This is a genomic window from Amycolatopsis orientalis DSM 43388 (assembly GCF_000411975.1).
Lineage (GTDB): Bacteria > Actinomycetota > Actinomycetes > Mycobacteriales > Pseudonocardiaceae > Amycolatopsis > Amycolatopsis orientalis_D.
Window position 1 is genome coordinate 60,826 of the sequence record NZ_ASXG01000126.1, and the last position, 14,700, is coordinate 75,525.

General features: G+C 71.7%; 15 protein-coding genes and 1 pseudogene. 6 read left to right on the forward strand and 10 right to left on the reverse strand.

From position 1 onward, the window contains the following. Positions 1–21: 21 nt before the first annotated feature. A pseudogene (locus L942_RS25750) lies at positions 22–918 on the reverse strand (phosphotransferase). Between the two features lie 166 nt (positions 919–1,084). On the opposite strand from L942_RS25750, the gene L942_RS25755 reads away from it, so the two are divergent. The 3 genes from L942_RS25755 (at position 1,085) to L942_RS25765 (ending at position 3,662) form a co-directional block, all read left to right on the forward strand. Continuing rightward, positions 1,085–1,381, forward strand: coding sequence for a hypothetical protein (locus L942_RS25755; protein WP_037365198.1), 297 nt, complete (start codon positions 1,085–1,087; stop codon positions 1,379–1,381). 295 nt (positions 1,382–1,676) lie between these two features. Further along, positions 1,677–2,108 carry an Hsp20/alpha crystallin family protein gene (locus tag L942_RS25760; protein ID WP_037365464.1) on the forward strand — a complete coding sequence of 144 codons (432 nt, stop codon included), beginning with the start codon at positions 1,677–1,679 and terminating at the stop codon, positions 2,106–2,108. A 333-nt stretch (positions 2,109–2,441) separates the two neighbouring features. Further along, positions 2,442–3,662: a flavin-dependent oxidoreductase gene (locus L942_RS25765; protein WP_037365200.1), complete on the forward strand. Its 1,221-nt coding sequence runs from the start codon at positions 2,442–2,444 to the stop codon at positions 3,660–3,662. 27 nt (positions 3,663–3,689) lie between these two features. Here L942_RS25765 and L942_RS25770 read toward each other — a convergent pair whose 3' ends face one another. After that, entirely contained in the window at positions 3,690–4,166 is a 477-nt protein-coding gene (locus L942_RS25770; RefSeq protein ID WP_037365202.1) for a cupin domain-containing protein, read from the reverse strand. Positions 4,167–4,277: 111 nt separating this feature from the next. After that, on the reverse strand, positions 4,278–4,841 hold the full coding sequence (locus L942_RS25775) for a helix-turn-helix domain-containing protein (protein WP_037365204.1): 564 nt from the start codon (positions 4,839–4,841) through the stop codon (positions 4,278–4,280). Between the two features lie 68 nt (positions 4,842–4,909). On the opposite strand from L942_RS25775, the gene L942_RS25780 reads away from it, so the two are divergent. Together L942_RS25780 and L942_RS25785 are read left to right on the forward strand one after the other, a co-directional pair. Then, the gene (locus tag L942_RS25780; protein WP_037365206.1) at positions 4,910–5,605 is read left to right on the forward strand and encodes an AzlC family ABC transporter permease; all 696 of its coding nucleotides are present in this window, start codon (positions 4,910–4,912) and stop codon (positions 5,603–5,605) included. Continuing rightward, complete coding sequence (locus L942_RS25785) at positions 5,605–5,925, forward strand: AzlD domain-containing protein (RefSeq protein ID WP_037365208.1); 321 nt, start codon at positions 5,605–5,607, stop codon at positions 5,923–5,925. Before L942_RS25780 ends, L942_RS25785 begins: the two co-directional genes overlap by 1 nt. Positions 5,926–6,063: 138 nt before the next feature. Here the strand turns inward: L942_RS25785 and L942_RS25790 are convergent, their stop codons facing one another. Further along, positions 6,064–7,647: a M4 family metallopeptidase gene (locus L942_RS25790; protein ID WP_051166240.1), complete on the reverse strand. Its 1,584-nt coding sequence runs from the start codon at positions 7,645–7,647 to the stop codon at positions 6,064–6,066. Positions 7,648–8,090: 443 nt separating this feature from the next. Here L942_RS25790 and L942_RS25795 point away from each other — a divergent pair, with 443 nt between their 5' ends. Next, complete coding sequence (locus L942_RS25795; RefSeq protein ID WP_037365210.1) at positions 8,091–10,202, forward strand: elongation factor G-like protein EF-G2; 2,112 nt, start codon at positions 8,091–8,093, stop codon at positions 10,200–10,202. 137 nt (positions 10,203–10,339) lie between these two features. Here L942_RS25795 and L942_RS25800 read toward each other — a convergent pair whose 3' ends face one another. The 6 genes from L942_RS25800 to L942_RS25825 form a co-directional block, all read right to left on the reverse strand. Further along, positions 10,340–10,852, reverse strand: coding sequence for an XdhC family protein (locus L942_RS25800; RefSeq protein ID WP_037365212.1), 513 nt, complete (start codon positions 10,850–10,852; stop codon positions 10,340–10,342). 15 nt (positions 10,853–10,867) lie between these two features. Next, positions 10,868–11,353 (reverse strand): hypothetical protein, encoded by a 486-nt coding sequence (locus L942_RS25805; RefSeq protein ID WP_037365214.1) that lies wholly within the window; start codon positions 11,351–11,353, stop codon positions 10,868–10,870. Further along, positions 11,350–12,492, reverse strand: coding sequence for a glycosyltransferase family 4 protein (locus L942_RS25810; protein WP_037365470.1), 1,143 nt, complete (start codon positions 12,490–12,492; stop codon positions 11,350–11,352). The genes L942_RS25805 and L942_RS25810 overlap by 4 nt, the downstream gene beginning before the upstream one ends. A 17-nt stretch (positions 12,493–12,509) precedes the next feature. Next, complete coding sequence (locus L942_RS25815; RefSeq protein WP_037365216.1) at positions 12,510–13,412, reverse strand: phosphatidylinositol mannoside acyltransferase; 903 nt, start codon at positions 13,410–13,412, stop codon at positions 12,510–12,512. Further along, positions 13,409–14,053: a phosphatidylinositol phosphate synthase gene (gene pgsA / locus L942_RS25820; protein WP_037365219.1), complete on the reverse strand. Its 645-nt coding sequence runs from the start codon at positions 14,051–14,053 to the stop codon at positions 13,409–13,411. Before pgsA ends, L942_RS25815 begins: the two co-directional genes overlap by 4 nt. A gap of 100 nt (positions 14,054–14,153) precedes the next feature. Further along, positions 14,154–14,684, reverse strand: coding sequence for a MarR family winged helix-turn-helix transcriptional regulator (locus tag L942_RS25825; RefSeq protein ID WP_037365221.1), 531 nt, complete (start codon positions 14,682–14,684; stop codon positions 14,154–14,156). Positions 14,685–14,700 lie beyond the last annotated feature (16 nt).

Here is a 14,700-nt window from a genome sequence, read left to right on the forward strand (position 1 = left end):
TTCGCCAAAGCACTGATCAGGTCACCAACCTTTCAGGACACGATCCAGCGCGGCCCGGCCCAACGATCCCCAATGCGATTTGCCGCCGGGCAGGCCCTTCTCTCCGTTCTGTCCCATGAGGATCAGGAAAAGGCACTTCATCGCGGCCAGCCCGCGGGCGCGCCGGATCGCCGATTCGTCCGCGCGTGCGTAGCTTTCGAAGAACCGCGCGGCTGTGCCCGCCGGCAGCAACACCCAGGCGGCGGCGAGGTCCCACGCCGGATCCCCGGCGAACAGGTCGCCGAAGTCCACGACCCCCGCGAGGGTTCCTTCTGAGACAACGACATTCGCCGGATGGAGGTCGCCGTGCACCCACACCGGCGGACCCTTCCACCCGCGGGCCGCGACAGCGTCTTCCTATACCGCTCGGGTTTCGCTCGCGATGTCGTCGAGAGCGACCGCCTCGAGGAATTGTTCGAAGCCGCCAGTGCACTCCTTCGGATGGGCACCACGATCCGGCGAGATCGGCGCGTCGGCGGGGGCCTCGGCGTGAAGGGCTCGGAGGAAGCCCGCCAGCGTGTCGGCCGCGTGGGTGCCGCGGCTGATCGTGCCGTGGTCGAGCGGTTCGCCGGCGACCCAGGTCATCACGGTCCAGTGCTTCGGGAAACGCTTGGACGGTTCCCCCAACCGCACCGGAACCGGCACCGGGAGCGGCAGGTGCGGGGCCAGGACCGGCAGCCACCGCCGTTCCTTGAACTGGAGCCGCGGCGTGGGGTCCCTGCGCTGCATGCGGACAGCCAGTTCGTCCCCGAGACGCCACATCTGGTTGCCCCAGCCGCCCGCGACCTCGCGGATCGGCAGACCGGCCAGGTCCGGATGCTGGTCCCGGAGCAGGTCGCGGACCAGGTCCGCGGTGATCGCGATCTCCGGGCCGGTCATGGGGGCGACAGTACCGAGACGGCCGTCGAGGCGGTGGCCGCCCTTCCAGACAGGCCAAAATTATCTCGACTCGCTGCTTGACACAATCTCCAGCCCGCGCTATAGAAATTTCTAGACGCGAGAACTGACCTGGGTGCCGGAACACGTAGCCGGGGAGTGATCGACGATGCCGGACGCCATCGGCCGCACGGACGCGACCGCCCGCGAATTCGCGGAGCTGGTCTGCGCGGACGCGGCCTGGCTGCGCGCCGAGTTCGAGGCGATCATGGCCGCCGGGTTCGGTCCGGAGCCGGTGCTCCCTCCGTTGCCCGGCAACGGTTCCCGCCCGCCGAATCCCGGAGGCGTCCCCGCCGGCCGGCAAACACCCGCGAGCGTGTGGCGGACGTGGCCGCCGGAACGCCGGGACCGTTCCCCGCCGGTGCGAAGCACGAACCGGAAATCCGCGCCCTCGCCTGGGAGGTGATAGTGGACGCGGCCAGCCGGGAGGCCTGCCACGACGCTTGGCCGAAGCGGCTCGCACAGCCCCGGCATCGCGTCTCGTGACGTGGTCTCGCGGCCACCCGGCAGCACTGGCCCGCACCATAGATCGTCAGCACGGTTGCTTTCACCCGAACTGGTTCCGGCCCCGCCGCAGCGTCCGGCGGGGCCGGATCTCCGCGAAGAGGGATTCGGAGCGAGTCGTCAGCAGAGCAGAGGGGACTAGCGAGCGCCCGCCCCGGCCGCGGGCACGAGGGAAGGAGAAAGGGAGGCGCATGGTCATGTTGATGCGAACTGACCCGTTCCGGGAGCTCGATCGGCTGACCCAGCAGTTCTTCGGCGGCAACGGCACCACGACCCGTCCGGCGGTGATGCCGATGGACGCCTACCGGTCCGGCAACGACTACGTGGTGCAATTCGACCTGCCCGGCGTCGCGCCGGAGTCGATCGACCTGGACGTCGAGCGCAACGTGCTGACCGTGAAGGCCGAGCGCAGGCCCGACTACGGCGAGGACGCGGAAGTCCAGGTTTCCGAGCGGCCGCGCGGGGTGTTCTCCCGGCAGCTGTTCCTCGGCGACACCCTCGACGCCGACCACATCAAAGCCGACTACGACGCGGGCGTCCTCACCCTGCGGGTGCCGATCGCCGAACAGGCCAAGCCACGCAAGATCGCCATCGGCAGCAGCGGCGAAGCCAAGCAGATCCGCTCCTGACCGTCCCGATGCCGGCCCCGTTCCGCAGCGAGCGGGGCCACGGCTTCCAGCGGGAGGTCCCCGCGCGGGCAAAAGCACCGCCCTGACCGCCGCTACCCCCGCGCGACCGCTGTGCCGGAATCGCGGTTCCCGGCTCGCTAACCGGTCGGCAAGCTCTCGCCGCTGCTCCCCCTCGGCCGCTGTCCGTCCACTCGCGACCTCGCCGACGTCCTAACCCGGCCCAGTCCGATGTGGACAGTTCGGGCGAGCACGGACTAGGGGCACCTCCGGTCGGCGGTAGCGCGCCGGTCCCCGGCTCCGTCACCCTGGGCAGTCGAGGACGGGAGGCAGCGGGTGAAGGTCGTCATCGTCGGAGCGGGCGTCGGCGGGCTGACCGCGGCCCTGCGGCTGCACCGCGAAGGCATCGAAGCCACGGTGTACGAACAAAGCACCCGGATCGGCGAACTCGGCGTCGGGATCAACGCGTTGCCGCACGCGGTCGAAGAGCTCGCCGCGCTCGGATTGCTCGACCAGCTGGACGAGATCGGGATCCGGACCCGCGAGCTGTTCTACACCCACCGGCTCGGGCAGGTGATCCTGCGCAGGCCGTGCGGGCTCGACGCCGGATTCGCGCTCCCGCAATACTGTCTGCACCGGGGCCGGCTGCAAAGCATGTTGCTGCGAGCCGTCCGGTCCCGGCTCGGGCCCGCAGCGGTGCGGACCGGGCACCGGCTGATCGGGTTCGAGCAGGACTCGCGAGGCGTCCGAGCGCACTTCGCCGATCGGGACAGCGGCGAGCCGGTCACCGTGGCCGGGGACCTTCTGGTGGCCGCCGACGGGATCCACTCGGCCGTCCGGTCCCTGCTCTTCCCGCAGGAAGGACCGCCGCGCTGGAACGGGGTCCAGATGTGGCGCGGCGCGACCGACTGGCCGGAATTCGGCGGCGGCGCTTCGATGATCGTCTCCGGCGGGACGGCGGCCAAACTGGTGCTCTACCCGATCGGGCCGGGCCGGACCGCGGGCACCCGGCTCACCAACTGGGCGGTCTGCGTCCGGACCGGGAAGCCCGGCGACCCTCCCCCGGACCGGCAGGACTGGGCCAAACCCGGCGACCGCGCCGAGCTGGCCCGGCACCTCGGGCGGTTCCGGTGCCCGCAGGTCGACCACGCCGCGCTGGCCGAGGCCACCGAGGAGATCTTCGAGTTCCCGATGTGCGACCGCGACCCGCTGCCCGCCTGGTCGCACGGACGCGTGACGCTGCTCGGCGACGCCGCCCATCCGATGTACCCGATGGGGTCGAACGGCGCCGGCCAGGCGATTCTCGACGCGTCCAGCCTCGCCTCGCAGCTGGCGCGGCACGCCGGCCCCGCCGAGGCGCTGCGCGCGTACGAAACCGACCGGCTGGCGGCCACCAGCGAGATCGTGCTGCGCAACCGCCGGGGCGGCCCGGAAAACGTCATCGACGAGGTCGAGCGGCGCGCACCGAACGGCTTCGACCGCCTCGAGGACGTCATCGACGCGGCGACGCTCGAGGAGATCGTCAGCGGCTACGCGAGGGTTTCCGGGGCGTCCTAGCAGCAGGTGCACCGCGCCTGAGCCGGTTCAGGCGCCTTCCACCGAACCCGGCGGCAGGAAGTCGACGTCGTGCAGTGCCGACACCCGGACCACCTCGGCCGGGTCGGTCAGGTTGTGCAGTTTGTCGAACAGCGTCGCGAGCTTCCCGGCCGGGCTCACCCAGAACAATCCCCGGGTGATGCCCTCGCTGCGGTTGTAATAGGCGTGCGGAAGCCCCTTCGGCATCCGCACGGTGTCGCCGGGGCCCGCGGTCTCCCATTGGCCGTCGAGGTAGAGCGTGAAGACGCCCTCCAGGATGTAAATGTGCTCGTCCTGGGTCGGATGGACATGCGGCGGCACCCCGGTGCCGGGCGGGTCGAGGGTCTCGAAGGCGAAGCTCGACTCGCTCGCCGCCTTCATCGAGTAGGTGTGGCCGAGCACGTTCCAGACCTTGTTCCGCATGCCCTCGCGGGCGGGCGTGATCCCCTTGGGCAGGGGACCGAGCACGATTTCCTCGCCGGTCATCACACCTCCTGGCCGATGGTTTCTCCGCCAGGGACTCTGCGCCATCCGGTCGCGCGTGTACAGCCGCCAGTCCGCCGACCTCGCGGGAACGACCGAGCCAGCGGCAGGAGGTCAGTTGTATTCGGAGATCTCCACGCCGAACGTCCCCGGCTCCAGTGCCTCGAAGATGTGCGGCACGTCCCCGGGGTAGCAGATGTAGTCCCCGGGCAGCATCTCCACCGGATCGTCCATGATGCCGATCCTCGCCCGCCCGGCGCACAGCACGGTGTGCTCCACCACGCCGCTCATGTGCGGGTCCGAGCGCCGCGGGGTGCCGGGTTCCGCGCTGACCAGGTAGATGTCCCGGCGCGCCGCGGACGGACAGGCGGACAGCAGGGTGCACGCGTAGTCGGCGTGTTCGGCGAACACCGTGGGGCCCTTGCCCGCGCGGATCACCTTCACCTCCTGCCGTTCCGGTTCGACCAGCCGGGAGAACGGGACGTCCAGCGCGACGCCCAGCGCCCACAGCGTCTCCACGCTCGGGTTGCCGGAGCCCGATTCCAGCTGGGACAACGTGGATTTCGCCAGCCCGGCGCGCCGGGCGACCTCGGTCAGGGAGAGGCCGGCGCGGGCCCGTTCGCGGCGCAGGGACGCCGCGATGATGTCCAGCGGCGCGCCGGTGCTCTCGTTCGGCATGTGTTCGCTCCATCAGTCTTCGCGTTCGCCTTGACGAACAGGGCCGGACCTGTTCAGCATAGGACACTATGCGTTCGATTTGGCGAACACTCGATCGCGGCCTGGCCCGCGACATCGGTCTCGTGTGCCTGGCCGACGCCCTCGTGGGCGTGTCCTACGGCGCCATCGCGGTGGGCTCCGGCTTCCCGCTGTGGGCGCCGATGCTGCTGTCCCTGCTGGTCTTCGCCGGCGCGTCGCAGTTCATGTTCGTCGGCATCGTCGCCTCGGGCGGCAATCCGCTCGCCGCGGTCGCCGCCGGGCTGCTGGTGAACGCGCGGCACGTGCCCTTCGGGTTCGCGGTCGGCGACGCGCTGGGGCGCGGCCTGCTCGGGCGGCTGGCCGGGAGCCACCTGATGATCGACGAATCGGTGGCGTTCGCGCTGGCCCAGCGCGACGCGGACCGGAGGCGGGCGGCGTACTGGGCGTGCGGCGCCGGGCTGTTCGTGTGCTGGAACCTCGGCGTCGTGGTCGGCGCGTTCGCCGGCGCCGCGATCAGCGACACCGACGCGTTCGGCCTGGACGCGGCCTTCCCGGCGGTGCTGCTGGCGCTGGTGCTGCCGTCGCTGAAGGACCGGGCCTCGCGGCTGCCGGTGCTGATCGGCGTGGTGGTCGCGCTCGCCGCCACTCCCCTGCTCCCGGCCGGGCTGCCGGTGCTGCTCGCACTGGTCGGCGTGGTCGCCGGCGCGGCGGCGAAAGAGCCGAAGTCGCTGGAAGGAGCGCACTGATGGACGGCGCGGACCTGATCATCGCGACCCTCGTGCTGGCGGCCGGGACGTTCGCGTTCCGGCTGGCCGGACCGATGCTGCGGACGAAAGTGCGGCTGTCCCCACGGGCCGAACGGCTGATGACGCTGTCGGCGGTGGTGCTGCTCGCCGCGCTGGTCGCGACCAGCGCGCTGACTCAGGGGCACGAATTCGCCGGGATCGCCCGGCCGGCCGGAGTGCTGGTCGGCGGCGTGCTCGCATGGCGGAAGGCGCCGTTCGTGGCGGTCGTGATCGCCGCCGCGGCGACCGCTGCTCTGCTCCGGCTCGCCGGGGTGCCGTAAATAGTTCCCGGGAATTGCGCCGCATCTTTCGCGGACTGAATTCGCGGCAAAAGAAACCCGCCCGGCAAGCGATAATGCCGCGGGAGGGAGAGACGAGTGCTCGCCTCCCCCTCCCGCCGGCGGGAAATCAGTTTCGGTTCATCGCGCGGAAACCGCCCGCGAACTGACCGCGCCGCACGTCGGTTCGTCCGGCTGCGCGGACACGCTCACCGCGTCCCAGGCCGCCTTGACCGTGTTGAATTCGGTGCAACCGTTCGGGAAAAGGTTCTTCGCCGCGGTCAGCGTCCAGGTCCGGTAGCTCTGGTAAGAGCTGGCGCTGGTCTTGAGCAGCATCGCGTTGTAGAAGATCTTCACCGCGGTCTGCACGCCGAGCCCGGCGACCGTGGAGTTGTTGCAGGTCGGGCTGGCCGGCTGGCCGTTGGCCGGGTTCGTCCCCTCGGCGAGGAGGTAGAACCAGTGGTTGCCGGGGCCGGCCGCGGCGTGCACCTCGGTGCCCGGGATCGAGTCGTCGTAGCAGTTCGCGTGGCCGAGCTGGGACGGGTCGTACATGTTGCGGATCGGCCCGCTGCCGGTGAGGTTCACCTGGTTGCCGACGAGGAAGTCCGGCACCGCGTAGGGCGCGGGCTCGTTGGCGAACCATTCCGACGATGCCCCGAAGACGTCCGCGACGAATTCCTGGGTGCCGCCGCCGGACATGCTGCCCGGCGTGTGGTCGTCGATGCCGTGGCCGAACTCGTGCCCGATCACGTCGAGCGAGCCGATCCACTGGCCCGCGGTGTTGTTCCCGACCTGGACCTGGGTGCCGTCGTAGTAGGCGTTCTGCTCGTTGAGCCCGACGCGGATCGGCCAGGCGCCGCCGTTGCCGTCGAAGCTGTTGCGGCCCAGCCATTGCGACAGCATCTTGTTCTCCTGCTGGATGCCGTAGAGGGCGTCGGCGCAGCCGGTTTCCTTGTCGGTCTCGTCGCCGTTGCCCCAGCTGTCGCTGGACTTGGTGAAGGTCTGCTGGGTGGCGGCGTCCTGGCAGCTGAGGTTCGCGATGGCCGGGTCGGTCATCGAATAGCCGCCCGCGCCGTCCGAGGACGTGTCGAGGTGCAGCGGCTCCGGGCCGTTCCACACGCCCTGCGCGTCGCCGTAGGCCACGTGTTCCTGGGTGTGCAGCACCTTGCCGGTCATCGCGTCGACGACGACGTCGAGCTTGCTGGGCCCTTCCGCGTTCCGCCCGGTCACGCGGGTCGTCCACGCGAGTTTCGGCGTTCCGAGCGCATACGTGGCCAGCGTCGCGGGCTGCACAGTGTCCACAGTGGGCACTTGGGTGCGGGCGATCGCTTCGGCTTGCTTCGCGGACAGCTTCGGCGACGTGCTGGGCAGATCGATCGCGGCGGTCTGCGCGACCGACGTGGCGAGGACCTGGCCGGCAGAGTTCGTGGCCACGACGAAGTCGCCGCCGATCACCGGCAGGCCCCGGTAGGTGCGGTCGTAGGGCACGTACTTCAAGCCGTTGGTCGACGAGATCACCTTGTGCTGCTGGAAAACGTCGTCCTTGCCGGCGTGCAGCGCGGCGGGCCGGGACGCCACCAGCGCCTGCGCGGCGCTGGCCGCCATGGCCTCGGCGGCCTGCGGACTCTGCGGTTCGAGCGGTTGCGCGTGGGCGGCGGTGGCCGTGGTGACGGCCCCGGCCAGCACCCCGGCTGCGAGCAGCACGAGCGGTCGGCGCGATTTCATCGGCGGTGTTCTCCTCCGGACAGGCCGGATCAGGCCCGGGGGTGGGGGCCGGATTCGGAGGTGGAATGGGATCGAACCCCGCCAAGAGTCGGGTTTTTCCCAACTCCGGACAACCGACGAAGGTCGTTAAGTTATCAACTTCGGCGCATCGGTCCGCATTTCCGGCGCTCGATTCCCGGGATTCCTCTTTCGCCCAAGAATCACCGTCCGCCCACTCCGGCAGGAGCCCGGCTTTCCGGATGAATCCGGCGGTGAACGGCCCAGGAATTCCTTTGTGGACAGTCGGTGCCGGGTGGCGTCCACAATGGAATCGGGCGTCCCGGGCGTCGCGGGCGGCCGGTCAGCGAACGGCTGGTCCCGGGCCTCCCGCCTTGCTTCCCGGCGGGTCGCGGGTGTGTGATCGGAGACACAGTTCTTCCATCCGCGTCGCTGAGGAGGCCGTCATGGCCGACAAGCAGAACAGGAGTGCCGACCCCGGGGCCGCCGTCGCTGTGGACGACCCCGCCAAGGTGCGCAACGTCGTCCTGGTCGGGCCCTCCGGGTCCGGGAAGACCACGCTCACCGAGGCACTGCTCGCCGCGTCCGGCACGGTGCCGCGCGCCGGCTCCGTCGTGGAGGGCACCACGGTGTGCGACCACGACCCGGCAGCGGTGCGCCAGCAGCGCTCGGTCGGGCTTTCCGTCGCCCCGGTGCTGCACGCCGGGCACAAAATCAACCTCATCGACACCCCGGGGTACGCCGATTTCGTGGGCGAGCTGCGCGCCGGGCTGCGGGCCGCGGACGCCGCGCTGTTCGTCGTCTGCGCCGCCGAGGGCGTGGACGCCGCCACCATCGCGGTGTGGGAGGAATGCGCGTCGGTGGGCATGCCGCGCGCCGTCGTGGTGTCCCGGCTCGACCACCACCGCGCCGACCCGCTCGCCGAGATCGCCGCCTGCCAGGCCGCCTTCGGCGCGGGCGTGCTGCCGCTGTACCTCCCGGTGCCGGACGGCCTGGTCGGGCTCGTCACCCAGCGCCGCTACGACTATTCCGCCGGCTATCCGCCGCGCGTGAGCGACCCGGACCCGGGCGGGTCCCAGGAGTTCGCCGACGCCCGCAACGAGCTGATCGAGGGCATCATCGCCGAGAGCGAGGACGAGACGCTGATGGACCGCTACCTCGGCGGCGAGGAGATCGCCGAGGACGTGCTGATCGCCGACCTCGAGACGGCCGTCGCGCGCGGGTCGTTCCACCCGGTCATCCCGGTGTGCGCGACCAGCGGGATCGGGCTCGCCGAGGTGCTCGACGGCATCGTGCGGGCCTTCCCCTCGCCGCTGGAGCACACTCCGCCCGGGGTGACCAGCCCTGACGGCGCCGAGCACGCCGCGTTGTCCGCCGATCCGGACGGACCGCTCGCCGCCGAGGTCGTGCGCACCGCTGTGGACTCGTACGTGGGACGAGTTTCGCTCGTCCGGGTGTTTTCCGGGACGCTCCGGCCGGAGAACCCGGTGCATGTGTCCGGCCACGGGCTCGCCGAACGGGGCCACGAAGACCACGACGCCGACGAACGCGTCGCCCACCTGTACTCGCCGCTCGGGTCGAACCTGCGCGAGGTGCCGTTCTGCGTCGCGGGCGATCTGTGCGCGCTCACCAAAGTGGGGTCCGCGGAAACCGGCGACACGGTGTCTTCGCCGGATGATCCGCTGTTGATCAAACCGTGGCGGATGCCCGAACCGCTGCTGCCGGTCGCGGTGGTCGCGAAGTCCCGCAGCGACGAGGACACGTTGTCCCGCAACCTTTCCCGGCTCGTCGCGGGCGATCCGACCCTGCGGCTGGAACGCAATGCCGAGACCGGGCAGCTCGTGCTGTGGTGCATGGGCGAGGCGCACGCGGAGGTCGTCCTCTCGCGGCTGCGCGCGGGCGGGGCGGACGTCGGCACCGAGCCGGTGCGGATCAGCCTGCGCTCCACGTTCGCGAAACCCGCGCGCGGGCATGGCCGGCATGTGAAGCAGTCCGGCGGGCACGGGCAGTTCGCGGTGTGCGACATCGAGGTCGAGCCGCTGCCCCGCGGCGCCGGGTTCGAGTTCGTGGACAAGGTCGTCGGCGGCGCGGTGCCGCACCAGTTCATCCCGAGCGTCGAGAAGGGTGTGCGAGCGCAGCTGGAGCGCGGCGTCCAGGACGGCTACCCGGTGGTGGACGTGCGCGTGACGCTGACCGACGGGAAGGCGCACAGCGTCGACTCGTCGGACGCGGCCTTCCAGACCGCCGGCGCGCTGGCCCTGCGCGAAGCCGCCGCGGCCAGCCGGATCTTGCTGCTGGAACCGCTGGACACGGTCGAGGTGAGCCTGCCGGACGAACACCTCGGCACCGTGCTGGGCGACCTGTCGTCCCGCCGGGGCCGGGTGCTGGGCACGGAATCCGGCGAGGGCGGGCGCACGGTGGTGCACGCCGAGGTGCCCGCGGCGGAACTGCTGCGGTACGCGGTGGATCTGCGGTCGCTCACCTCGGGGACGGCCACGTTCACCCGGCGGCACGCCCGGTTCGAGCCGATGCCGGAGGGGGCGGCGGTCCCTTCGTGAGTGTTCGCGCCGGTTAGAACCGGCACCGCCACTCACGACGGCCCAGACGCTCAGGACCGAGCTGACGGCAGCGGTGCAGCGAAGCTGGTGGCTCGTGAGTGCCTAGGCCGGTTCTAACCGGCCTAGGCACTCACGAGTCAGAACTCGAAGCCGCCCGGTCGCCCGTTCCGGTCCGCCACCAGTCCGGCCAGCGTCGCCACCGCGATTTCCGCCGGGGTGCGCGAGCCGATGTTCAGCCCGACCGGCCGGTGCACCCGGGCGATGTCCGGTTCCGGCACGCCCAGCGCGCGCAGCGCTTCCACGTGCGGGCCCGGATGCCGCGGGTTGCCCAGCACGCCCACCCACCGCGTCGGCGTCGCCAGTGCGGCTTGCAGGACCGTCCCGAGCTCCGGGCGGTGATGGTCGGTCACGACGACGTCCGCGTCCGGACCTGGCGAGGGCGGGGTCGTGCGGACCTCGACGCCCTCGGGAGCGTCGCTGGCCCGTGCCTCGTCCGGTTCGAACAGCACGGCTCGATAGCCCAGATCGGTCGCGTAGCGCAGGAGGTACTTGGCCACCGGCGAGGCGAACACGGCCACCAGGGTGCGTTCGGCGGGCGGCTCTTCGACCTCGCCGTGCGCGACGGCGCAGGCATCGGGTTCGGTCGTCATGCGCCTCAGTCTGCCTCAGAGGTCCGGCTCGGCGAATTCGAAGTACTCCGGCAGCGGCGCGGTCCCGGCGAGCTTGAAGTACCGGACCTTCCGCCGCCGCCGCAGCGCCAGCGTGTCCCGCACCGCGTCGTTGTGCACCCGGCGCGCGATCACGACCCGGTGCTCGGCGTCAGTCAGTTCCTCGACCAGCGCTTCGGGCAGCCGGGACCGGTCGATCCGCGCCAGGACCAGCGTCAGTTCGTTCTCCGCGGCCTCGCGGTCCGGGCGCGCGGCAGCCTCGGCCCGCGCGGCCGCGGCGTGCAGTTCGGCTCCGTCGGGCAGAACCGCGGCGACCGCCCGGGCGACCACGGCTCGGCGGGCCAGGGCGGCTTCCAGGGCGGCCCAGCCCGCGTCGGTCCGGACGTGCAGGCGGTCGAGCCGGTTCGCGGTCGCGACCAGGAACAGCCCGCCGAGCACCACGATCGCGGCCGCCGCCCCGAGCAGCCACCCGAGCACCGTCACGCCAGCTCCCGCTCCCCCGCGGCGACCAGCCGGGGGTCCGCCGCGATCGCCGTCTCGTACACCCGCAGCACCTGCGTGACCACGACTCCCCAGTCGTACGCCGTGACCCGTTCGCCCGCGGCGGCCGCGAGCGACGCCCGGCGCGCCGGGTCGCCCAGCAGTTCGCGCAGGCCGTCGGCGAGGGAGGCCGGGTCGCCGGTCGCGTGCAGCATTCCGGCGTGGCCGTCGTCGAGCACGCGGCGGAACGAGTCGAGGCCGCTCGCGAGCACCGGAGTGCCCGCGGCCATCGCCTCGGTGAGGATCATCCCGAAGCTCTCGCCCCCGGTGTTGGGCGCGCAGTAGACGTCCACGCTGCGCAGCGCCCGCGCCTTCGTCTCGTCGTCGACCTGGCCCAGCAGCTCGATGTGCGGCCACAGCCGCGGCCCGGCCATCCGCCGCAGCTGGTCCGGCTCGCCGCGGCCGACCACGAGCAGCCGCAGGTCCTCGAACTCCGGCAGCAGCCGCCGCGCGGCCTCCAGCAGCACGTCCATGCCCTTGCGCGGTTCGGTGAACCGCCCGACGAACCCGATCGTGCCGCCCGCGCGCGGATAGCCGTCGAGCGGGGTGGCCCGGGAGAAGAACTCGACGTCGACCCCGTTCGGGATCTCGACCGCGTCGCCGCCCGCGTGCTCCACCTGCACCCGCCGGGCCAGCGCCGACACCGCGATGCGCGCGGTGATCTTCTCCAGCAGCGGACGCAGCACCGGCTGGAACGCCGCCAGCGTCCGCGAACGCGTCGTCGCGGTGTGGAAAGTGGCCACGATCGGGCCGTCCGCGACCTTCAGCGCCAGCAGCGACAGGCTCGGCGCGGCCGGTTCGTGCAGGTGCAGCACGTCGAAGCCGTTGTCCCGGATCCATCGCCGCACCCGGGCGTAGGAAACCGGCCCGAACTGCAGCCGCGCGACCGAGCCGTTGTACGGGATGCCCAGCGCTTTGCCCGCCGGGTGCACGAAATCCGGCAGCTGGGCGTCCTCGTCCGCCGGGGCCAGCACCGACACCCGGTGCCCCCGTTCGAGCAGCGCCTTCGCCAGGTCGATCACGTGCCCCTGGACCCCGCCCGGGACGTCGAACGAGTACGGGCACACGATCCCGATCTTCAACCCGCGCGCCACCCGGGTCAGCTCGCTTCTTCCAGCGCCGTCGCCGCCGCATCGGCGGGCCAGAACGGCTGCAGCATGTGCCAGTCGGCTGGATGCGCGGCGATGTCGCCGGCGAACACGTCGGCCAGCGCCTGCGTCGCCGCGGGCACCTCGGCCCGCTGCGTGACGCGGATGCGCGGGTGGATCCGGATCTCCCAGCCGTCCTCGGTGAACCAGCAGCCGGTCGGCAGCAGCGCGGCCCCGGTGGTGGCGGCGAGCCGCGCCGGTCCGGGCGGCAGGTGCGTCTGCTCGCCGAAGAAGCCCACCGGGATCCCGGACGACGTCAGGTCCCGGTCCCCCAGCAGGACCACCACCTTGTTCTCGCGCAGCCGCCGCAGCAGCAGCCGCATCGCCGCGCTGTCGCCGGTCAGCGGCACGATCTCGAACCCGAGCGACTCCCGGAACGACACGAACCGGCGGTACAGGGACTCGGGCTTGAGCCGCTCCGCGACGGTGGTGAAAGTGCCCGCGTAACTGGCGAGCCAGACTCCCGCGATGTCCCAGTTCCCGCTGTGCGGCAGCGTCATCACCGCGCCGTTGCCCTCGGCGAGCGCCGCGTCGATGTTCTCCGCGCCGGTCACCGTCACCTGCTTCGCGACCGCCGCGTGGTCCATCGCCGGGAGCCGGAAAGTCTCGAACCAGTACCGCGCGTACGACCGCATCGCGCGCCGGACGAGCTCGTCCAGCTCCGCCTCCCCGGCCTGCGGCACGACGCGGGCGAGGTTGGCGCGCAGCTGCCGCACTCCTCCGCCGCCGCGCCGGGCGGCCATGTCGGCGCCGAAGGCGAAAGTCGCCGACCCGAACGACTCCGGCAGCCGGCGGACGAAGCGCCAGCCCGCCGCGTAGCCGAACTCGCCGAGCCGCTGGGACAGTGTGCTCACGGTTGCGCCCCGCCCGCCGAGGAGTCGGCCTGTTTCGCGGCCGCCCGCGCCGCGCTGGCCACCGCCGCCGCCCGCTGCAGCAGCGTGATCACCGAAAGCACGGCGAGCAGCCACAGCGTGATCTCGACGGTGTAGGGCACGCCGAGGCCGTGCAGCCCGGTGCCGACGAGGGCGATGATGAGCCGCTCCGCGCGTTCCACCAGCCCGCCGTCGGCTTCGAGGCCGGACGCTTCGGCGCGGGCCTTCACGTAGGAAATGACCTGGGCCAGCACGAGGCAGATCAGCGCGGCGGCCGCGGCCCGGTTGTTGTGGTCCTGCACGAAGCACCACCACGCGATCGCGGCGAACAGCGCGCCGTCGACCAGCCGGTCGCAGGTCGCGTCGAGCACCGCGCCGAAGGGGGTGCCGTACCCGCGGGCGCGGGCCATCGCGCCGTCGAGCAGGTCGAGCATGGCGAAGCCCCACACGGTGAACGTGCCCCACAGCAGCAGGCCCTGCGGGAAGAACGCCAGCGCGCACGCGACGGCGCCCGCGGTGCCGAGCACGGTCATCGCGTTCGGGGTCAGTCCGGCGCGGACCAGGGCGGCGCCGATCGGGTCCGTCACGCGGGAGACCGAGGCACGGGCGAAAATGTTGAGCATCTTCCTCGTCTGTGCACCTGATTCGGGGGCGGGTGGGCGACGAAAGCCTATCGACCCCGCCGTCCGAACCGGACCCGCCCGCCCGCGACCCGCCGGAACGTCAGCCGGATTTCGGCAGTTCGACGACCGGCACGGCGAATTCCGCGTCCTCCTCGGCCTCGCGGACGGCCTGGCACTTGGGCCGCAGCCCGGCCAGGATCGCCTCGGAAATCTCGCCCAGCTGGCGCACCTGCTCGTCGGTCAGCTGGTCGAACAGCGTCTCCCGGACGGCCTCGACGTGTCCCGGGGCCGCCGCCTTCAACGCGTCGAACCCGGCGTCGGTGAGCACCGCCCACGACCCGCGTTTGTCCGTGGGGCACGACTCGCGCCGGACCCAGCCCTTCGCCTCGAGCCGCGCCACCGCGTGCGACAGCCGGCTGCGCGACGATCCGCGCACGGACGCCAGCTCGCTCATCCGCAGCCGCCGTCCGTCCGCTTCGGACAGCGCGACGAGCACCTCGTAGTACGTGTGCGGCATGCCCGAATCGTGCTGCAGCTGTCCTTCGAGATGTGCCTGCAGCAGCGAGCTGGCCTGGGCGTAGGCGCGCCAGACCCGCTGCTCGTCGTCGGTCAGCCAGCGTGGTTCGGACATATCGTCATCATACGCT